Here is a 17,006-nt window from a genome sequence, read left to right on the forward strand (position 1 = left end):
ATCCATTGGCCTGGATCTCAGGCCACCAATTCACGAATGAGCTTTCCGCCACCAGCAATTTTCATCGGTCGTCCGTTGTTGCTGGTGAAGGTGGTTTCGGTTGAAATTCCCAGGCCTTTGCAGACCGTCGTCATCAGATCTTCGCTGCTATAGGGTTCCGTCTCAACCGTGGTTCCGTCGGAATTGGTCTCGCCGACGGCCAACCCGCCCTTGATTCCCGCCCCGCCCACGACGCAGGACCACGCCCGAGCGAAGTGATCTCGGCCAGCATTGGCGTTGATTCGAGGCGTTCGGCCGAATTCGCCCATCCACATCACAACGGTGTCCTGCAGCAATTCTCGCTGAGCCAGATCTTCCACCAAAGCACTCATGGCTCGGTCCAAAGTTGGCAATTTGTTGTCTTTGAGTGCTGTGAAGTTGTCGTTGTGCAAATCCCAGCCGCCCAGGTCGACTTCGATGAACGGCACACCGGCTTCCACCAAGCGACGGGCTAGCAAGCAGCCTTGGCCGAAGTTGTCTGTGCCGTAACGTTCTTTGACTTCGTCGGGTTCTTTCTCCACGCGGAACGCTTCCATTTGTTCGCTGGTCATCAGATCCAACGTTTTGCCCAGCACCTTTGCGTGCTCGGCGGCGGGCGTGTCACGCGTGCGTTTGGCGAACCCGCTTTCGATCATGTTGAGGGCCGCCATGCGTTGCAGCAGTCGATCGTCATCCAGGTTCATCTTGAGGTTTCGAACACGGCCGTTGCTGGTCACGGAAAATGGCGACCAAGCCATCCCCAGGAACCCAGGACCGGCACCGGCGCCACCCACCGAAACGAAGGGAGGAATCTCCAATGCGGGACGTTGATCGATCAACTCATGAGCGATCACGCTGCCGTAACTGGGGTGTTCGATGTTGGGGTTGGGAACGTAGCCCGTGTGCATGTAGTAACTGCCGCGGCTGTGGTCGGCCTCTCGTGTCGACATGCTGCGAACGACCGACAGGTGTTTCATCTGTTGGGCGATCATCGGCATGTGCTCACAGATTTGAGCGTTGCCGGTGGTCGAGATCGGGCGGAAGGGACCGCCGGTCGGAGCACCTGGTTTCAGGTCCCACATGTCAATCGTGGGCGGACCGCCACCCATCCAGAGCAAAATCGCGGACTTGCGATTGCGTCGCATTTCGTCGGCTTGCGCAGCGATGTTGCCGCCCAAAGTCCACGCGGCCGCGGCCGCGGCGGATGACCCAGCCAAGTGGCTCATGAAGTGACGACGCGTCATGCCGTTGGGGGTGGAAAGATCCATGGTGAACTCCGGGAAAGAAAAGGTGATCGGTTCGTGGCGGCATGAGAGCCACCCTCGGATTGGGCGATGTCAGATCAGGCGTTTTCAGATTGGGACGCTGGCAGTGATCGCTGCCGGGGTCCTGTCTGAGGGTGAAATCAGGCAGCTCAGTGCTGCATGATGAATTCGTTGCTGTTGAGAATCGCCCACCACATGTCTTGCAACATTTCAGGCTCATCGCCTTTGCGAGCGACCAACAACTTGCTGGCAATCGTGACTTCGTTTTTGGTTGGACGACGTGCCAAACCACTGAGGAACAATCGCGTCACACGGTCTTTGGGCGAACGTCCCGACTGGCTGAGTTGGTCCAGGAACGAACCGGCTTCTAGGCTGATTGCGTTCTTCGTCAAGTCACCGTTGAACAACATCAAGGCTTGTGGGATCGAACCGTTGAAGGTGGTTGTTTCGGTTCCTTCGTCGTTTCCAAAGGCGACGACAAATTGCGACAACCAACGACGACGTTCTGCTTCCTGTTGTTCATAGCTGCCTTTGGACTGCGCGTTGCTGGCGGTGACCATCGACGCGTACAGCTGTTCGGCACTCATTTGACGCAAGTAGAACCGCGAGAATTTGGGGGATTCACCGATCGTTGGGTCGTCGATCTCGTTGCTGGAACTCATCGTCGATGCCAATTGGTAGGGACGGCTGAGGGTGATCCAGGTGATCAGCTTTTTGAGGTCGTAGCTGCTGCTGCGGAATTCCTTGCCAAGGTTGTCAAGCAACTCAGGATGCGACGAAGGGTTGTGTGGGCCCAGGTCATCGATTGGACGAGTGAAGCCGTAGCCAAGGAACATCGACCACATCCGGTTGACGATCATCTTGTCCAGGTACTCGCTCTGCAGCATCAGACGTCCGAGTTCTTCGCGGCGATTGACGTCTTCGACAAAGCCACTTTTTTCGATCTCGGTGCCATCGGTGAAGACCGGGTAGGCGACCTTTTGCAAACCATTTCGCAGTTCATAAAACACCAGTGCGTCTTCGGGGTCGTTGGCTTCGCCAGCAAAGTCTTGGCTGACCAATTCGGCCGACTCGATATCTCGTGTTCCATCAACGAACCGACGCAGAGATCGGGTCTGGCGGAAGAACGCATTGAACTCCCAGAACTTCTGTTGTTTCCATTGGTTAAACGGGTGGTTGTGACACTGGGTGCACTGGACCTGTTGTCCCAAGAAAATCCGCGAAACACTGCTGGTCGCAAGCGTGCCTTTTTCTTGATTGACTTTGTCGACCAAGAAGTTGACCGCGCCATTGAAGTTCGGTTCACCCGGGGTGGTCGATCCTTCGGCGGTGACCAGTTCATACACCAGTTGGTCGTAGGTCTTGTTTCCTGCGAAGCTATCGCGGAGGTACTTCTGCATGCCGGTGCGGTTGGTCAAGTCACGGCGATCGGTGCCACCGCTGCGGCCGATCAACTGGTTCGTCCAAACGGTCGACCAGTGGTTGGCATACTCTTCGGTGTAACGGTCGTCGTTGAGCAAGCGATCGACGAGTGCGGCTCGTTTGTTCGAGTCGCGGTCACCCACGAATTCCGACAGTTCTTCGAATGAGGGGATTCGCCCAATCACGTCCAAGTAAACGCGTCGGCACCAAGTCGCATCGTCGACTTCCGCGGCAGGACGAATCGAAAAGTCTCGCCAGACTTGCTCGATCGCTTCGTTGATCATCACCACCTGAGGTGGAACGGCAGGACCGGCCGCCGAGGCGGTGGAAGCCATGGAAGAACAAGCGAGAGATCCCGCGATCAACAGCCCGGAAAGGGACAGAACGATCGATTTCATGAAAAACGCTCGGCGAAGTTAGACGAGAAGTGCGAAGCAAAAGCCTTGGGCCACTCATCGTCAGAAAAGAATGAGCGGGCGGGCTGGAAGCGACGCGAGACAAGAATAGAACGGCTACCCGCAGGAAATGTACCCGCTGGAGGCTGATTCATCCTCAGACAACCAACCTCCATTTTAGTCCAATCTGGGCCGCTGCCACCAATCCAAGAGGGATTGTGGGAAAGGAGAATTGATCCGGGGGCGTCACAATCGGACTTGGAGCCAGCCGTTTCTGCTGCGCTTTGTTCGCCACAGAGGGGACGACATCGGTAACTCGGGGCGGAAGCCTGGACCGCGGAATGTTTGGTGTTGTGGAGCGTATTCGTTCGCGCAAGTTCTCATCCCGGTAGGGATGTCAGATGGTAGCCGTCGGTAAGCGATAGCGCCACCGATGGACACGCCCCCCCCACGCCGCCACTCTCCCTCCCGCCGTGGCCATTGGCCACGGCGGGAGGGAGAGTTTCATAGGTGCTCGTCTTCCGGGGGGACGCTGCTACGCAGCAACCCCCGGCTACCATCTGAAATCCCTACCGGGATGAAGAAAGACAGAAGCCGGAAGAAAAATTGCATTCGCGATCGGAACGCCAATAGCAAACATTTCGCAACCCAAGGGAAGCTCCGTGCCGGGGAAGGTGGCTGGCACCTTCCCCGCGGAGCGATCAGTGGCCAATCTGAATTCGGCACAGTTTGTCGTCGGCGGTCATGTACAGCCACTTTTCGTCGCTGTCGAAGGTGCAGTTGCTGGTCCGCCCGCCGGTGAGGATCCGGCCGAGCAACTTGCCATCGGGAGTCATCACATAGATCCCGCCGGGACCGCTGGCGAACAAGGTCCCCTGGCTATGAACGGCCATGCCGTCGGGAAGTCCGGGGAATTCCTTCATCGCATCGCTGGCGTTGCCGAGCACTCGTCGCTCACCAAGAGAGCCGTCGGACTTCAACGGGTAAGCCATCCAAATCGGTTCTTGGGGATCGCTTTGAGCGATGTACAACGTCTTCTCATCTGGCGACAAGCCGATGCCGTTTGGCCGCGCGATGGAATCCGTCAACAACGTCACCTCACCCGACGTTGAGACGCGGTACACGCCGCAGAAATCCAATTCGCGTCGTTTGTCTTCGGCACGCTCGGGCAATCCATACGGCGGGTCGGTGAAGTACAGGTTGCCGGCTTGGTCAAACACCAGATCGTTGGGGCTGTTCAGCCGTTTGCCTTGGTAGTTGTCGACGATCGTTTGCTTGCCACCGCCGATCGTCAGCACCGACACGCGTCGGTCGCCATGCTCGCACATGACCAAACGGCCTTTCGCGTCCAACATCAACCCGTTGCTGCCCGGTTCCAACCCGTAGTACGTGTTGCCGGTGTAGCCACTGGGTTCCAAGAACAACTCCACGCCTTGGCTTTTGCTCCAGCGATAGATCGTGTTGCGTGGGATGTCGCTGAACAGCAACGCGTCTTCTTGACCGTCCTCTTGAGCGGGAACCCAAACCGGGCCTTCGGTCCAAGTGAACCCGGCCGCCAGGACTTCAATCTTGACATCCACTGCGAGGAACTGATTGAGCGAATCATCGAGTCGTTCCACTCGGCCGATGGTCGATGGCGTTTGAGCGACCGCCGCCGAATCGATTCCGACAGAGGCAATCGTGGAGGCAACGAAGGCGAGCACGGTGGTGCGTGCCAAGGCACGTGGCAACAAAATCATGGTGGGAATCTCGATGGGGAAAGGCGAGAAGAACGGGAGGGGCCAAGCATCTTATCCACCGCACGATCACGACACAAATTTTTGCTGCTTGGGCATCATGCCCGTCCCAACCGCGGAGCGGTGACAGGTGTTGAACAACGGTCGTCGCTCCGCGACTTGCCGATGCATGGCAATCTTGGGCACCTTGGGTTGAAACCCAAGGCTGTCCCATGCCGTCGCTCCGCGACTGTTGCCGGGAACGTTTCCACCCGTTTCAACCGCGGAGCGGTGACATTTGTCAGGCTCGGGTTTCAACCCGAGTTCTCGGCCGCAGCTCCTCCGCCCCAAAGCCGCGGCGCGGTGACAGGCGTCGTCGTGGCATCAATCCTCGGCTGTGTACCGAATGTCGCCGCGGCGCAGTCGTGCTTGCCACTTCTTGATGTCGCTGTTTCGACGCGACACGTTTTCTTGGTCGGGACGGTACCCCAGGGTGTCGCCCACGATGTCTCGCAAGTTTTCAATCGCCAGCACGCGGACCGACATGGAACTCGAATTCAGGTACTCGACCAACTTGGCATCCGCACCGGCCTCGAGTTGTTCGTTGTTGTATCCCACCAACAATTCAAACAGAGTTTCTCCATCGGCCTGTTCGGCTTGCTGGATCGCGTTGTCGATGGCTTTGGCTGCTTCCGCGTCGGACGCCATGTGTTGGCGGAGTTGCTGGAAGTGCTCGGTGAAGTACAGGCGATGACGGGGCGTGCTGAGGATGCCGGTGGCACCGAAGTACACGTCCGCTCGTCCGATCATCAGCAACGTTTGAGCTGCCAAGGCCGAGACTTCGACGCGGCGAAACGCCATTGCTTCCCGCAGTTCCTTTTCCAATTGTTTGTCATCGAACGAACCATCGCGGCTGACAAATTCCAGCAACCCTTCTCGAGCGGAGGTGACCAGCAGGTCCGCTTTTTCAGGAGGATCGATCCAGTTGGGCAATCGTTCAACGTCGCTGACCTCTGCTTCCCCGGTGCCGCGTCCCCGCCATTGCTGGTTCGGTTCCAAGGTCACCACCTCGGGGGCTGATTCCGCGTCACCGTCGATTGGAGTTGAGGCTTGGTCCTTCAGTTGGACGGAGCCCTGAACCGCCGTGACTCGGTAGATCGGCATTCGGTTGCCGGGAACTCGCGGGTCCATACCAAGAGGTCGCAGGTGCGTCATCTCAATCGCCAGCACGGTTTGGGATTCCGGCATCGTCATCTCGATCGTCCGTGGACCCAATTCCCAAGTGGCGGTCACGTTGTCTCGCGTGGATGCCAGCAGCAAGCGGCCGTCCTGCAAACGGGTGACCGTCGTGACGGATGGGGTTGGCTCCGTCTCGGGCGGCTGGGCGTCGTCACCGGGTTCTTCGGAATCGATGGCGTCTGGTTCCTCGATGGTGGCAGTGGATGAAGTCGCCGCGACGGACTGGGTATGTGAGATGGTCAGGCGTGTGGGACCCGCCAATGTCCATTCGACGCCTTGGTCACCCGCCAAGATCGGGCGATACAGCGAAGGGGCCAAGACGGTCTGGCTGGCACCGACGAAACGCAAGCGATCGTCTGGGGCGGCTTCTGGATTCGCTTCCGCGGATTCATCCTCGGGCTCTGCCAGTGCAGGCCACAATCGACGCCAGCCAGCGGTCTTGACCGCGTCAGCCTCCTCGCTGGCTTCGGCCGAGTTCGCGGTGGGGTTCTGAACCAGGACGACCGATTGGCCGTTGACCAGATGGGCGACTTCCGTGCCACTGGCAACGTTGGAAACCTCCGCCATTTCGGGTGGAGTTGTCGCGGTGGCGTCGGCGGTTGGTGCCGTTTCCGCGGGAAGTGTCTCGGGCGGCTTCGGCGGTGCGACTTCGGCCGTGTCGGTCATCTGGGCTGGCGTGACGTCCGGGGCATCGGCGCTGGTGTTTGGTGTGGAGGCTGGGGCGGTGTCGACCACATCGGTTTCAGGCGTGGTCGTTTCCGCTGGCGTCTGCGCGGTGGTCATCGGGACATCGCCGGTCGCCGAATCCTCTTGGGGTGATAGGACTGTTTCTTCCGAGCTTGTTTCGGCGGACGCCTCGTCGGGGATGGGTGTGGTCGGTGGCGAGCCCGGAACAGGCGGTGCGGGACCCGAGGGCGTGGCGGCGGGGGGTTGCTCGGATGGATTGGGAGTGGTCACGGCATCGTCGTTCACTGTGTCTCGATCAGCGATGCGTTGCTCGATCAAGGGCGCGAAGATCTTGCCCAACGAAAACAGCAGCACGGCGACCAAGGCCAATGAAACCAGCCAGGGTGTGATTCGCGAGGGACGCACCATGCCGCCGTAGCCGTCCTCTCGCATCATCGCGCGTGTGGTTCGGGCGACCAATTCGGCTTCGGATCGCGACGAGGACGGGTTGGCGGCATGTCCGACCGGGTTCCGCAATCGCGTTGGCGCGTCCGCCACGCCCGAGTCGCTGGGGCCGACCGGAGCGATCGGGGTGGCCGCATGCGTGTCGTCTTGACCGATGGTGGGGTCCCCGGATGCGTCTGCCGCCGCCTTTTCGTTGGCAGGAATGTCCAGCGAAGAATACGAAGCGGTTTCCGCGCTGGATATCGATTTGGAAGGATTCGCGTCGGGGGCCCGTTCGATCTGTTGTTCCATGTTGCGAAGCGCCTCGCTGGCGGGCAACGTGTAGATCCGTTCCTTCAATCCATCGCTCACCCGTGCGGGCTGGCCCAGCACCATCGTCAGGATTTGGTGGCAGGCGGCCGCTTCGGCCAGCGTGGTGTCGGATTCCAAGCAGACTCGTTCGACCTCGGCGATTTGTTCGGCCGACAGCGTGCTGTCGAGGTACTCGCTGATGACGTTCGCATTTTCCAGTGGCCCAACCGCGTCGGGCGACATCGCACCCAAACTCGGGTGGTCCATCGCGGATTGGATTCGAGCGACCAGGGACGTCGCGTAGGTGCTTTCGTCGATCTTCTGCTTCAGCAATTTCTCGTCTTGCTCGTCGAGCATGTCGTCGAGGTAGGCCAGCAGGGTTCGAAGGGTCAAACGCATCGGAAATTTCCGGTGAAAAAGCAAGGTTGGATCGAAGCAAGTTTGCAAGCAGGAACTCGTTGGAACGCGGCCCGCGGCATTCCATTTTCTCAATGCGAATGGAATGGACGCGGCAGGTCCCCACCCTTGTTAGTGACAACGCCACGAGCGATCCGTGCAAAGAATGCTGAAATCCGGACCGGTTTTATTTTTTGCCCGACAAACCGGAGGCTTTCCGGCTTGTTGATTGAATCCTAACCCGAAGCATGAGCGAGGGATCGTGTGCGATTGCAACGAGCCTGTGGGTCCCTCGCTCACGCGTCGGGTTGTGAACTCGAGTGAATCAACAGGCCGTTTCGGCTGGCGATTTCGGCTTTCGGGCAGCAAAACGGAATATCTCAAGGCAATTCGGGGCCCGGTCTCGTCATTTCGGGGTTGGGCGGTCATGATTGGGCGTTTCCTAGCCCGTTCTCCCCGTCAAATTTCTCGTTCATGGCTTCGACCTACAAAGACGCCGGCGTCGATCTGGATGTCTACGCTGAATCGATGAGCCGCTTGCCTCGGCTGATGCACCGTACGTTCAGCCCTCGCGTCATGCCCAGCGACGGTGGTTTCGCGGGACTGTTTCGCCTGGATTTTCCCGGCAAACTGTTCGCTCGGAATTACGAAGAACCCGTCTTGGTCAGCGGCACCGATGGGGTCGGGACCAAGCTGAAAATCGCTCAAACGATGAACCAGCACGAAACGGTGGGAATCGACCTGGTCGCGATGTGCGTCAACGATTTGATCTGCACCGGCGCCGAGCCGCTGTTCTTCCTCGATTACGTCGCGATGGGACGAGACGATCCAGCTCGCTTGGAACGCATCGTCCAAGGCATCAGCGATGGCTGCGTCGATGGGGATCTCGCCCTGCTTGGTGGCGAAACCGCGATCATGCCCGACATGTACGGCACGGAAGATTATGACTTGGCCGGTTTTGCGGTCGGTGTCGTTGAACGCAAGCGGTTGGTCGATGGGCACCTGATCGCCCCAGGCGATGTCGTGTTGGGACTGCAAGCGTCCGGGCTGCACAGCAACGGGTTCTCCCTGGTTCGAAAAATCATCGCTGATCATGGGCATCAATGGAGCGATGTGATTGACGAACTGAACGAAGACAGCTCGTCACCTGAAACGCTCGCTCAGGTTTGCCTGCGTCCGACCAAAATTTATGTCTCGGCGATTCGTGCGATCCAGTCTCATTACCGCGTCAAGCAAGTCCTTCACGGGATCGCTCACATCACCGGTGGTGGGATCGAAGAGAACCTGGACCGGATCTTGCCGCCAGGCGTGAACGCGGAGATCGATCCGAACGCTTGGACGCCCAACCCCATCTTCCGCTGGTTGCAACAAACCGGAGACGTGGCCACGTCCGAGATGCGGCGCGTGTTCAACATGGGCATCGGCATGGCCGTTGTGGTCAATGAGTATTACGCCGCCAGCGTCGCCAGCCAGCTTTCCGAGGCCGGCATCACTTGCTCACCGATCGGCCGGATCGTGGAAGGTTCGTCGAAGGTCGTTTACAAGGACGCCTGAGGGCGCTGCCGGAACCTACTGGTAGCCGGATTCGCCAAGACTTCGGATGGCTTGGTTGTTTGAGAGGCCTGCGTGTCGTGCCGTGCTGAGCGGTGGGATGTTTCTTGACGCAGAGACGCCAGGACGCAGAGACGCATGGGATTGCTCGAGAGGAGAGAGAGGCTCAGCGGGAAGCCGTTGCGTTGAATCTCGCGATTGGGTGACTGGAATTGTCCGGCACTCTGCGCCTCCCCGCCTCTGCGTCCAACCATGCTCACGATCGCGTCATGCCGCTCGACGAGTCGGTCCCCTTCACGCAAACAGTTGAGACAACTGTTCTACTCTGCGCTGCCGGAACTCCGCTTCGCTGCGGTCCGGCCTACATTGGTAGCCGGATTCGCCAAGAATTCGGATGGCTCGGTTGCTTGAGAGGCCTGCGTTTCGTGCCGTGCTGATCGGTGGGATGTTTCTTGACGCAGAGACGCAGAGACGCATGGGCGCATGGGCGCAGAGACGCAGAGACGCGTGGGATCGCTCGAGAGGAGTAAGAGGATCAGCGGGAAGCAGTTGCTTGGAATCTCGCGATTGGGTGACTGGAATTGTCCGGCACTCTGCGCCTCTCCGCCTCTGCGTCGAACCATGCTCACGATCGCGTCGTGCCGCGCGACGAGTCGGTCCCCTTCACGCAAACAGTTGAGACAACTGTTCTACTCTGCGCTGCCGGAACTCCGCTTCGCTGCGGTCCGGCCTACATTGGTAGCCGGATTCGCCAAGAATTCGGATGGCTCGGTTGCTTGAGAGGCCTGCGTTTCGTGCCTCAATGAGCGTTGGAATGTTTCTTGACGCAGAGACGCAGAGACGCAGAGACGCAGAGACGCCAGGGCGCAGAGACGCATGGGATCGCTCGAGAGGAGTGAGAGGTTCGGCGGGAAGCAGTGGCTTGGAATCTCGCGATTGGGTGACTGGAATTGTCCGGTGCTCTGCGCCCCCGCGTCTCCCCGCCTCTGCGTCGAACCATGCTGGCGATCGCGTTCGGTTCGTCTCCGGTGACCGTGGGCTATCGCCGAATGGCTGATCGCTCCATCTGTGAAACGCACTCCATCAACAGCCGATGCCACACTTGATCAGCGCGCAAAGGAAAACCCTCGCGTTCGAAACCGAGGTTTCAAACACGAGGGCAATCGGAATCTCAAGGGCGACTCAGTTCGTGGCTTCGTACACGAACGGGGTCATTTGAGTCAGTGTTGCGTCGGACGGATCAGTGTCCGCATCCGCAAGCTGGTGCTTCGAAGCCACAGGAAGGCTCGATGTATTCGCAACCGCAAGTTGGCTCAACGATGTCACATCCGCTGTCGCAGCAAGCGTTCTTGCGGCTGAACAGCTTCTTGAACATGCCCAAGACGGGACGGTCGCAGCAAGGTGCGCTGTCACAGCAAGGATCGACAACTTCGCAACCACAAACTGGTTCGCAAACGGATTCGCATCCGCAAACTGGCTCACAAACTGGTTCGCAGCAAGCGTCGCAGCCATGCTTCTTAGCGAACAAACGCTGCAGCAAGCCTTGTTTTGGTGCACAGCAAGGTTCGATGACTTCGCAACCGCAAACGGGTTCGCAAATTGGCTCGCAACCGCAAGTTGGTTCGCAAGCGACGTCACATCCGCTGTCACATCCGCCGAACAACGATTTCAGGTGTCCGAAAGCACTTGCTTCTTGAACGTTACAAGCAACAACAGCCAAAGCCAAAACGGCAGGAACGAGGAAACGGCTCATAGGGAATCTCCATGGAAGGTTTGGTTTAATTTGGTCGTCCGTGGAACCACTTGTTTGCTTTGGGCAAACCTTGCTGGGAGGCAATCGGTGTCCGGGACACACCTAGATATCGGACATTCCAGAAGACCAGGCGGTGGAATCTTCTCACAAAGGTTCGAAGTCGGTGTTTGGGTGGTCAGGACAGCAGGGTTGCTCCGGCAAACATCAACACAACGGATGCACGAATGGAGATCCAATTCTTGGGAGCTTTCAAACCGATTTTGTTTGACCGCGCACGGAACGCGCGCAGCAAGTCTAGGTTTGAAAACGCTTCGATGACGTCCGAAAGGGGGTTCGCGGTGCGGCAGCCCCAATCCGAGACGTTTCAGCTGCGAAAATCGCTGCGATCGGCCCCCCTCTGTGCTCGTGGACCCCTCTGCCGTGCGGTGTGAACCAAAATTGTTACGAAGTCGCTTCGCCAGGTCGCTACAATCAGGCTCCCTCCCTGACTGCATCTCTCCCACGGGGACCAGCACTTCCTCGTTTCAGTTTTGGATCTGGAACGCCTTCCTTTTGGAATTGTGGCCATGCGAAACGACCAGCCCTCTGACGAACCGATGTCGCTCGATGGGATCACGCCCATCCCTGTGCCTTCGGTGTTCTCGGCGGATCAAGATGCCGAATCAGCCATGCTGAACGCGGCCAAAGACGGGATGAGATCTGGGTGGGAGGGTTCTCAGGCGGAGGAGCCTTCGTCGGATCCCGAGATGGAGGCGGCTGGATTTTGTTTCGGCAACTTCCCTGCGGATTCGTCCTCCGCGCGAGACGACAGTCACTCGGAATGCCCTTCTCCACCCGTTGCCAGCCCACCCGTTGCCAGTTCATCGGCTGACGAACCGCGGTCGGATGCCGAGAGCGGCCCGTCAGTCACGGTGCAACCGCATCCGGTTTTGCAGAGCCTGACACTGTTGGCCACGATGGCACTGATGTTGTTGCTGGCTCGGTACAGCGTCCCGCACATCGTTGAAGAGATTCGATACGCCTGGCATCGCGGCGAGATGCGTGCCGAAAATGAAACCGGCGTCGAAGGTTTGCGAAACGTCTCGCTGGATTCTCTCAGTCGAGCGTATGAGATGGTCACGTCCGCGGTGGGCCCCACCGTGGTTCACATCGACGTCGAACGATCCGTTTCCGAGGAAGATCGCAGCCTGCAGCGTTTGCTCGGCGAAGACAGTTACACCTTGTCCGACCAAGGCAGCGGTGTGGTCATCGACGAGAGCGGCTACATCTTGACCAACCGGCATGTGATCGCCGATGGCGTCGCGATCAGTGTGACGCTCAGTGATGGGCGACGTTTGCCCGCCGCGTTGGTGGGCAGTGACACACCCACCGATTTGGCGGTGTTGAAAGTCGATGCGGACGGTTTGATTCCGATCGCTTGGGGCGACAGCGATGCGTTGCGGGTGGGGTCACCAGTTTGGGCGGTGGGCAGTCCCTTTGGTTTGGATCGTACGATCACGTTTGGGATTTTGAGCGGCAAACACCGGGTCGTTCGGGCGGGTGTGCAACACGGTTCCAGCGCCCGGTACCAAGACTTCATGCAAAGCGATGTGGCCGTCAATCCAGGCAACAGTGGCGGCCCGTTGGTCGACGCTCGCGGGCGTTTGGTTGGCATCAACACAGCGATTGTCGGTGACACTTATCAAGGCGTCAGCTTTTCGATCCCCAGCAACGTGACTCGCCAGATCTATGATCGGATTCGTGAAACGGGCAAGGTGGAACGCGGATGGCTGGGGGTTCTGTTGTCAGAGGTCCCGGATTCGATGCATCGCGGGGAGGACCTGCGAGTTCGCGGGGCCCTGATTTCTGGGGTGACCGGCGAAGATTCACCGGCCGCGATCGCGGGGCTGGACGTCGGCGACATCGTGCTGAAAGTCGACGGTGTCCGAGTCAGCGATGTCGGGCACTTGATGCGTCTGATCGCGAATCTGGGGCATGGAACGTTGCTCAACGTGGAACTGACTCGGGACGGGGAACCGATGACGGTCGAGGTGAGGCTCAAACGCCGACCCGAAAACTTGGATCGATAGAGCAAGGTTGTAGGCCTGCCCGAACACCACGCTGGTAGCCGGATTCGCCAAGAATTCGGATGGCTCGGCTGTTCGAGAGGCCTGTGTTTCGTGCCTCGCTGAGCGGTGGGATGTTCTTGACGCAGAGACGCCAGGGCGCAGAGACGCATGGGACCGCTCGAGAGGAGTGAGAGGATCAGCGGGAAGCGGTTGCTTTGAATCTCGCGATTGGGTGACTGGAATCATCCGGGACTCTGCGTCTCCCCGCCTCTGCGTCAAAAATGGTTTCCCATTCGGGTTGAGTGTCGCGAGGTGTTGATGCTCGCACGCAAACAGTTGAGGCAACTGTTCTACTCTGGCGCTGCCGGAACTCCGCTTCGCTGCGGTCCGGCCTACTGGTAGCCGGATTCGCCAAGAATTCGGATGGCTCGGTTGTTGGAGAGGCATGCGTTTCGTGCCTCGCTGAGCGGTGGGATGTTTCTTGACGCAGAGACGCCAGGGCGCAGAGACGCATGGGATCGCTCGAGTGGAGTGAGAGGAACGACGGGAAGCCGTTGCGTTGAATCTCGCGATTGGGGGACTGGAATTGTCCGGCACTCTGCGCCCCTGCGTCTCCCCGCCTCTGCGTCCAACATGCTCACGATCGCGTCATGCTGCTCGACGAGTTGATCCCTTCACGCAAACAGTTGAGACAACGGTTCTACTCTGCGCTGCCGGAACTCCGCTTCGCTTCGGTCCGGCCTACTGGTAGCCGGATTCGCCAAGAATTCGGATGGCTCGGCTGTTCGAGAGGCCTGTGTTTCGTGCCTCGCTGAGCGGTGGGATGTTTCTTGACGCAGAGACGCCAGGGCGCAGAGGCGCATGGGATCGCTCGAGAGGAGTGAGAGGAACGACGGGAAGCCGTTGCTTTGAATCTCGCGATTGGGTGACTGGAATCGTCCGGTGCTCTGCGTCTCCCCGTCTCCCCGCCTCTGCGTCGAACCATGCTCGCGATCGCGTCATGTCGCTCGACGAGTTGATCCCTTCACGCAAACAGTTGAGACAACTGTTCTACTCTGCGCTGCCGGAACTCCGCTTCGCTGCGGCCCGGCCTACTGGTAGCCGGATTCGCCAAGAATTCGGATGGCTCCGTTGTTCGAGAGGCTTGCGTTTCGTGCCGTGCTGAGCGGTGGGATGTTTCTTGACGCAGAGACGCCAGGGCGCAGAGACGCATGGGATCGCTCGAGTGGAGTGAGAGGAACGACGGGAAGCAGTTGCTTGGAATCTCGCGATTGGGGGACTGGAATTGTCCGGTGCTCTGCGTCTCCGCGCCTCTGCGTCCAACGATGCTCGCGATCGCGTCATGTCGCTCGACGAGTTGATCCCTTCACGCAAACAGTTGAGACAACTGTTCTACTCTGCGCTGCCGGAACTCCGCTTCGCTGCGGTCCGGCCTACTGGTAGCCGGATTCGCCAATAATTCGGATGGCTCCGTTGTTTGAAAGACTAGCGTTTCGGGAGCACTTCCGAAGAACCAAACCGAGCTCGGCGTCCAATCAACTTCGCGATCAGGGCTGAGGCAATTCGCCTGGATCGGAAGCGATTCCCGCGACGACGCGGTTGATCGCATTCAGCATGGCCAGGATCGTGCTCTCGACGCTGTCCGTGCTGACGCCAGTCCCGCGATAAGTCTTGCCCTCGTGCTCGACTTCCAAGTTGACTTCGCCGATCGCGTCACGACCGAGCGTGGCACTGCGGACCCGGAAGTCTTTGCAGACGAGTTGAATGCCGGTGATTTTTTCGACCGCCCAAAACGCGGCGTCAATCGGTCCGTCGCCCTGAGCAACCTGTTCCGTGAAGTCTTGCTCGTCACGTCGCAGGGTGACCCGCACGTTCGGGGTTTGGTTCTTGCCGCTGGTGACTTCGTAATCGATCAGGGTCCATTCCGGAGCGACGGTCTCGCTGATTTTCTGTTGGACCAACGCGACAATGTCACCGTCGTAGATCTCCTTTTTCTTGTCGGCGAGTTCTTTGAAGGCTTCGAAGACCTCTTGCAACTGTTCCCCGGTCAACGTCATGCCCAATTGCTTGGCACGATCAGCCAGTGCGGCGCGTCCACTGTGTTTGCCCAAGACCAAATCGGTTTTGGTGAAGCCGACTTCTTCGGGCGACATGATTTCGTAGGTGGTGCGTTCCTTCAACATCCCGTCTTGGTGAATGCCAGATTCGTGTGCGAACGCGTTGCGACCGACGATCGCTTTGTTGCGTTGCACATTGATGCCCGTCGTTTTGCTGACCAAGCGGCTGACGGGGACCAAGCGTTTCGAATTGATGTTGGTTTGGCAGTGATAGAAGTCCTGGCGGGTCTTCATCGCCATCACCAATTCTTCGAGCGCCGCGTTGCCGGCTCGTTCTCCGATGCCGTTGATCGTGCATTCGATTTGTCCGGCCCCGGCGTCCACGGCGGCCAGCGAGTTAGCAACCGCCATGCCCAAGTCATCATGGCAGTGCGTGCTCAAGACGGCTTTGTCCATGTTCGGCACCCGGTCCCGCAACATTTTGAAGCGGTCGAAGATTTCGCCTGGCGTGGTGTAGCCGACTGTGTCGGGCACATTGATGGTGGTGGCTCCGGCGTCAATTGCGGCTTCGACGACGCGGCACAGGAAATCGTGCTCGGTCCGGCAGGCGTCCTCGGGCGAGAACTCCACGTCGTCGCAATGCGAAGCGGCGCGGCGAACCCCAGCCACGGCTCGTTCGACGATCTCGTCCGGTGTCATCCGCAGTTTGAATTCGCGGTGAATCGCGCTGGTGGCCAAGAACACGTGGATGCGAGCCTGAGGAGCCGTCTTCAGCGCTTCCCACGCCCGGTCGATGTCCTTCTCTGCACAACGAGCCAACCCGCAGATGGTGGCCCCGCGAATCGTGGTGGCGATTTGCCGGACCGATTCGAAATCCCCTGGGGAAGCGATTGGGAAACCGGCTTCGATGATGTCGACCCCCAAATCAACCAGCGCCGACGCAACCTCGAGCTTCTCCGCCAAGTTCATGCTGGCACCGGGCGATTGCTCGCCATCACGCAGCGTGGTGTCAAAGATTCGAATTTGGCGAGTGGCCAAGTTCTCGGTGGCTGGGGAATCGGCAGACTGGGATTCGGCGGACTGGGTCATGGCATCAGGTGTCGGTTGGTCAGACATGGGACTGCAATCTCGGAAAGGGGAGAAGATAAACTTCGGAGCCCCCGAATCGCACCCGCCACACAGGGATTCGGGCACAAAAAAACCCGAGTCGCGGCAAGTGCGGCCCGGGCAAATTCATTCGATGGAAAATTAAGACAACCGCCGTCAGGCGTCCACCACGAATCCGCTCAGGCCGTTCGCTAGAAGGCTGAGGTCGAGATTCAGTAGGAGGCAAAGTTGTCCGCTCATGCGTCTGACGATAATCGGATCCCGCCACACCGGTCAAGGCGTGAAGTGGGAAAGGGCCTCCGAAGCTCAGGGCCACAGTGGGTTTTTTCTAGCTTCTAGCTTCTAGCTTCTAGCTCGTGCTCGTGCTCGTGCTCGTGCTCGTGCTCGTGCTCGTGCTCGTGCTCGTGCAGCCCCTTCAGCCTCCGAGGTCGTGCCGTTTTTGATATGGCTGGTTGGCGTTTTTCCACCTGTCGCCCCTCTCCCGAAACGAAGTTTGGGGATGAGGTGCGGGCGAGCATTGAGAAAGTGAAATGGACAATTGCAAATGGCAAATTGACTTGTGATCTGCTCAGCGAGCGTCTGTGGCAGGCCAGATCCTGCCCCAACACATGGCCGAGA

The 17,006-nt window shown here is 59.0% G+C and carries 8 protein-coding genes; 2 read left to right on the forward strand and 6 right to left on the reverse strand.

Translation table 11 applies throughout. The annotated features are described in order from the left end of the window. Positions 1-17: 17 nt before the first annotated feature. The 5 genes from UH5x_RS22495 to UH5x_RS22515 form a co-directional block, all read right to left on the reverse strand. Positions 18-1,286 (reverse strand): DUF1501 domain-containing protein, encoded by a 1,269-nt coding sequence (locus UH5x_RS22495; RefSeq protein ID WP_047814880.1) that lies wholly within the window; start codon positions 1,284-1,286, stop codon positions 18-20. A 146-nt stretch (positions 1,287-1,432) separates the two neighbouring features. Continuing rightward, entirely contained in the window at positions 1,433-3,040 is a 1,608-nt protein-coding gene (locus tag UH5x_RS22500) for a DUF1549 domain-containing protein (protein ID WP_047815047.1), read from the reverse strand. 761 nt (positions 3,041-3,801) lie between these two features. Further along, positions 3,802-4,839, reverse strand: a complete 1,038-nt coding sequence (locus UH5x_RS22505) for an SMP-30/gluconolactonase/LRE family protein (RefSeq protein ID WP_482633744.1) — start codon at positions 4,837-4,839, stop codon at positions 3,802-3,804. Positions 4,840-4,905: 66 nt separating this feature from the next. Beyond that, positions 4,906-5,133 (reverse strand): hypothetical protein, encoded by a 228-nt coding sequence (locus tag UH5x_RS22510; RefSeq protein ID WP_482633745.1) that lies wholly within the window; start codon positions 5,131-5,133, stop codon positions 4,906-4,908. Positions 5,134-5,199: 66 nt separating this feature from the next. Then, entirely contained in the window at positions 5,200-7,875 is a 2,676-nt protein-coding gene (locus tag UH5x_RS22515) for a hypothetical protein (RefSeq protein WP_482633746.1), read from the reverse strand. Between the two features lie 471 nt (positions 7,876-8,346). On the opposite strand from UH5x_RS22515, the gene purM reads away from it, so the two are divergent. Together purM and UH5x_RS22525 are read left to right on the forward strand one after the other, a co-directional pair. Further along, entirely contained in the window at positions 8,347-9,426 is a 1,080-nt protein-coding gene (gene purM, locus UH5x_RS22520) for a phosphoribosylformylglycinamidine cyclo-ligase (protein WP_047815986.1), read from the forward strand. Positions 9,427-11,742: 2,316 nt separating this feature from the next. Next, complete coding sequence (locus tag UH5x_RS22525) at positions 11,743-13,245, forward strand: S1C family serine protease (protein ID WP_482633747.1); 1,503 nt, start codon at positions 11,743-11,745, stop codon at positions 13,243-13,245. 1,526 nt (positions 13,246-14,771) lie between these two features. Here the strand turns inward: UH5x_RS22525 and UH5x_RS22530 are convergent. Beyond that, entirely contained in the window at positions 14,772-16,397 is a 1,626-nt protein-coding gene (locus UH5x_RS22530) for a 2-isopropylmalate synthase (RefSeq protein WP_102017633.1), read from the reverse strand. Positions 16,398-17,006: the final 609 nt, after the last annotated feature.

Source organism: Rhodopirellula sp. UH5 (assembly GCF_056839225.1).

Bases quoted from the DNA above. Each gene is read 5' to 3' on its own strand.
- UH5x_RS22495 (WP_047814880.1), bottom strand. From the start codon at position 1,286: ATGGATCTTTCCACCCCCAACGGCATGACGCGTCGTCACTTCATGAGC.
- UH5x_RS22500 (WP_047815047.1), bottom strand. From the start codon at position 3,040: ATGGCTTCCACCGCCTCGGCGGCCGGTCCTGCCGTTCCACCTCAGGTG.
- UH5x_RS22505 (WP_482633744.1), bottom strand. From the start codon at position 4,839: ATGATTTTGTTGCCACGTGCCTTGGCACGCACCACCGTGCTCGCCTTC.
- UH5x_RS22515 (WP_482633746.1), bottom strand. From the start codon at position 7,875: ATGCGTTTGACCCTTCGAACCCTGCTGGCCTACCTCGACGACATGCTC.
- purM (WP_047815986.1), top strand. From the start codon at position 8,347: ATGGCTTCGACCTACAAAGACGCCGGCGTCGATCTGGATGTCTACGCT.
- UH5x_RS22525 (WP_482633747.1), top strand. From the start codon at position 11,743: ATGCGAAACGACCAGCCCTCTGACGAACCGATGTCGCTCGATGGGATC.
- UH5x_RS22530 (WP_102017633.1), bottom strand. From the start codon at position 16,397: ATGTCTGACCAACCGACACCTGATGCCATGACCCAGTCCGCCGAATCC.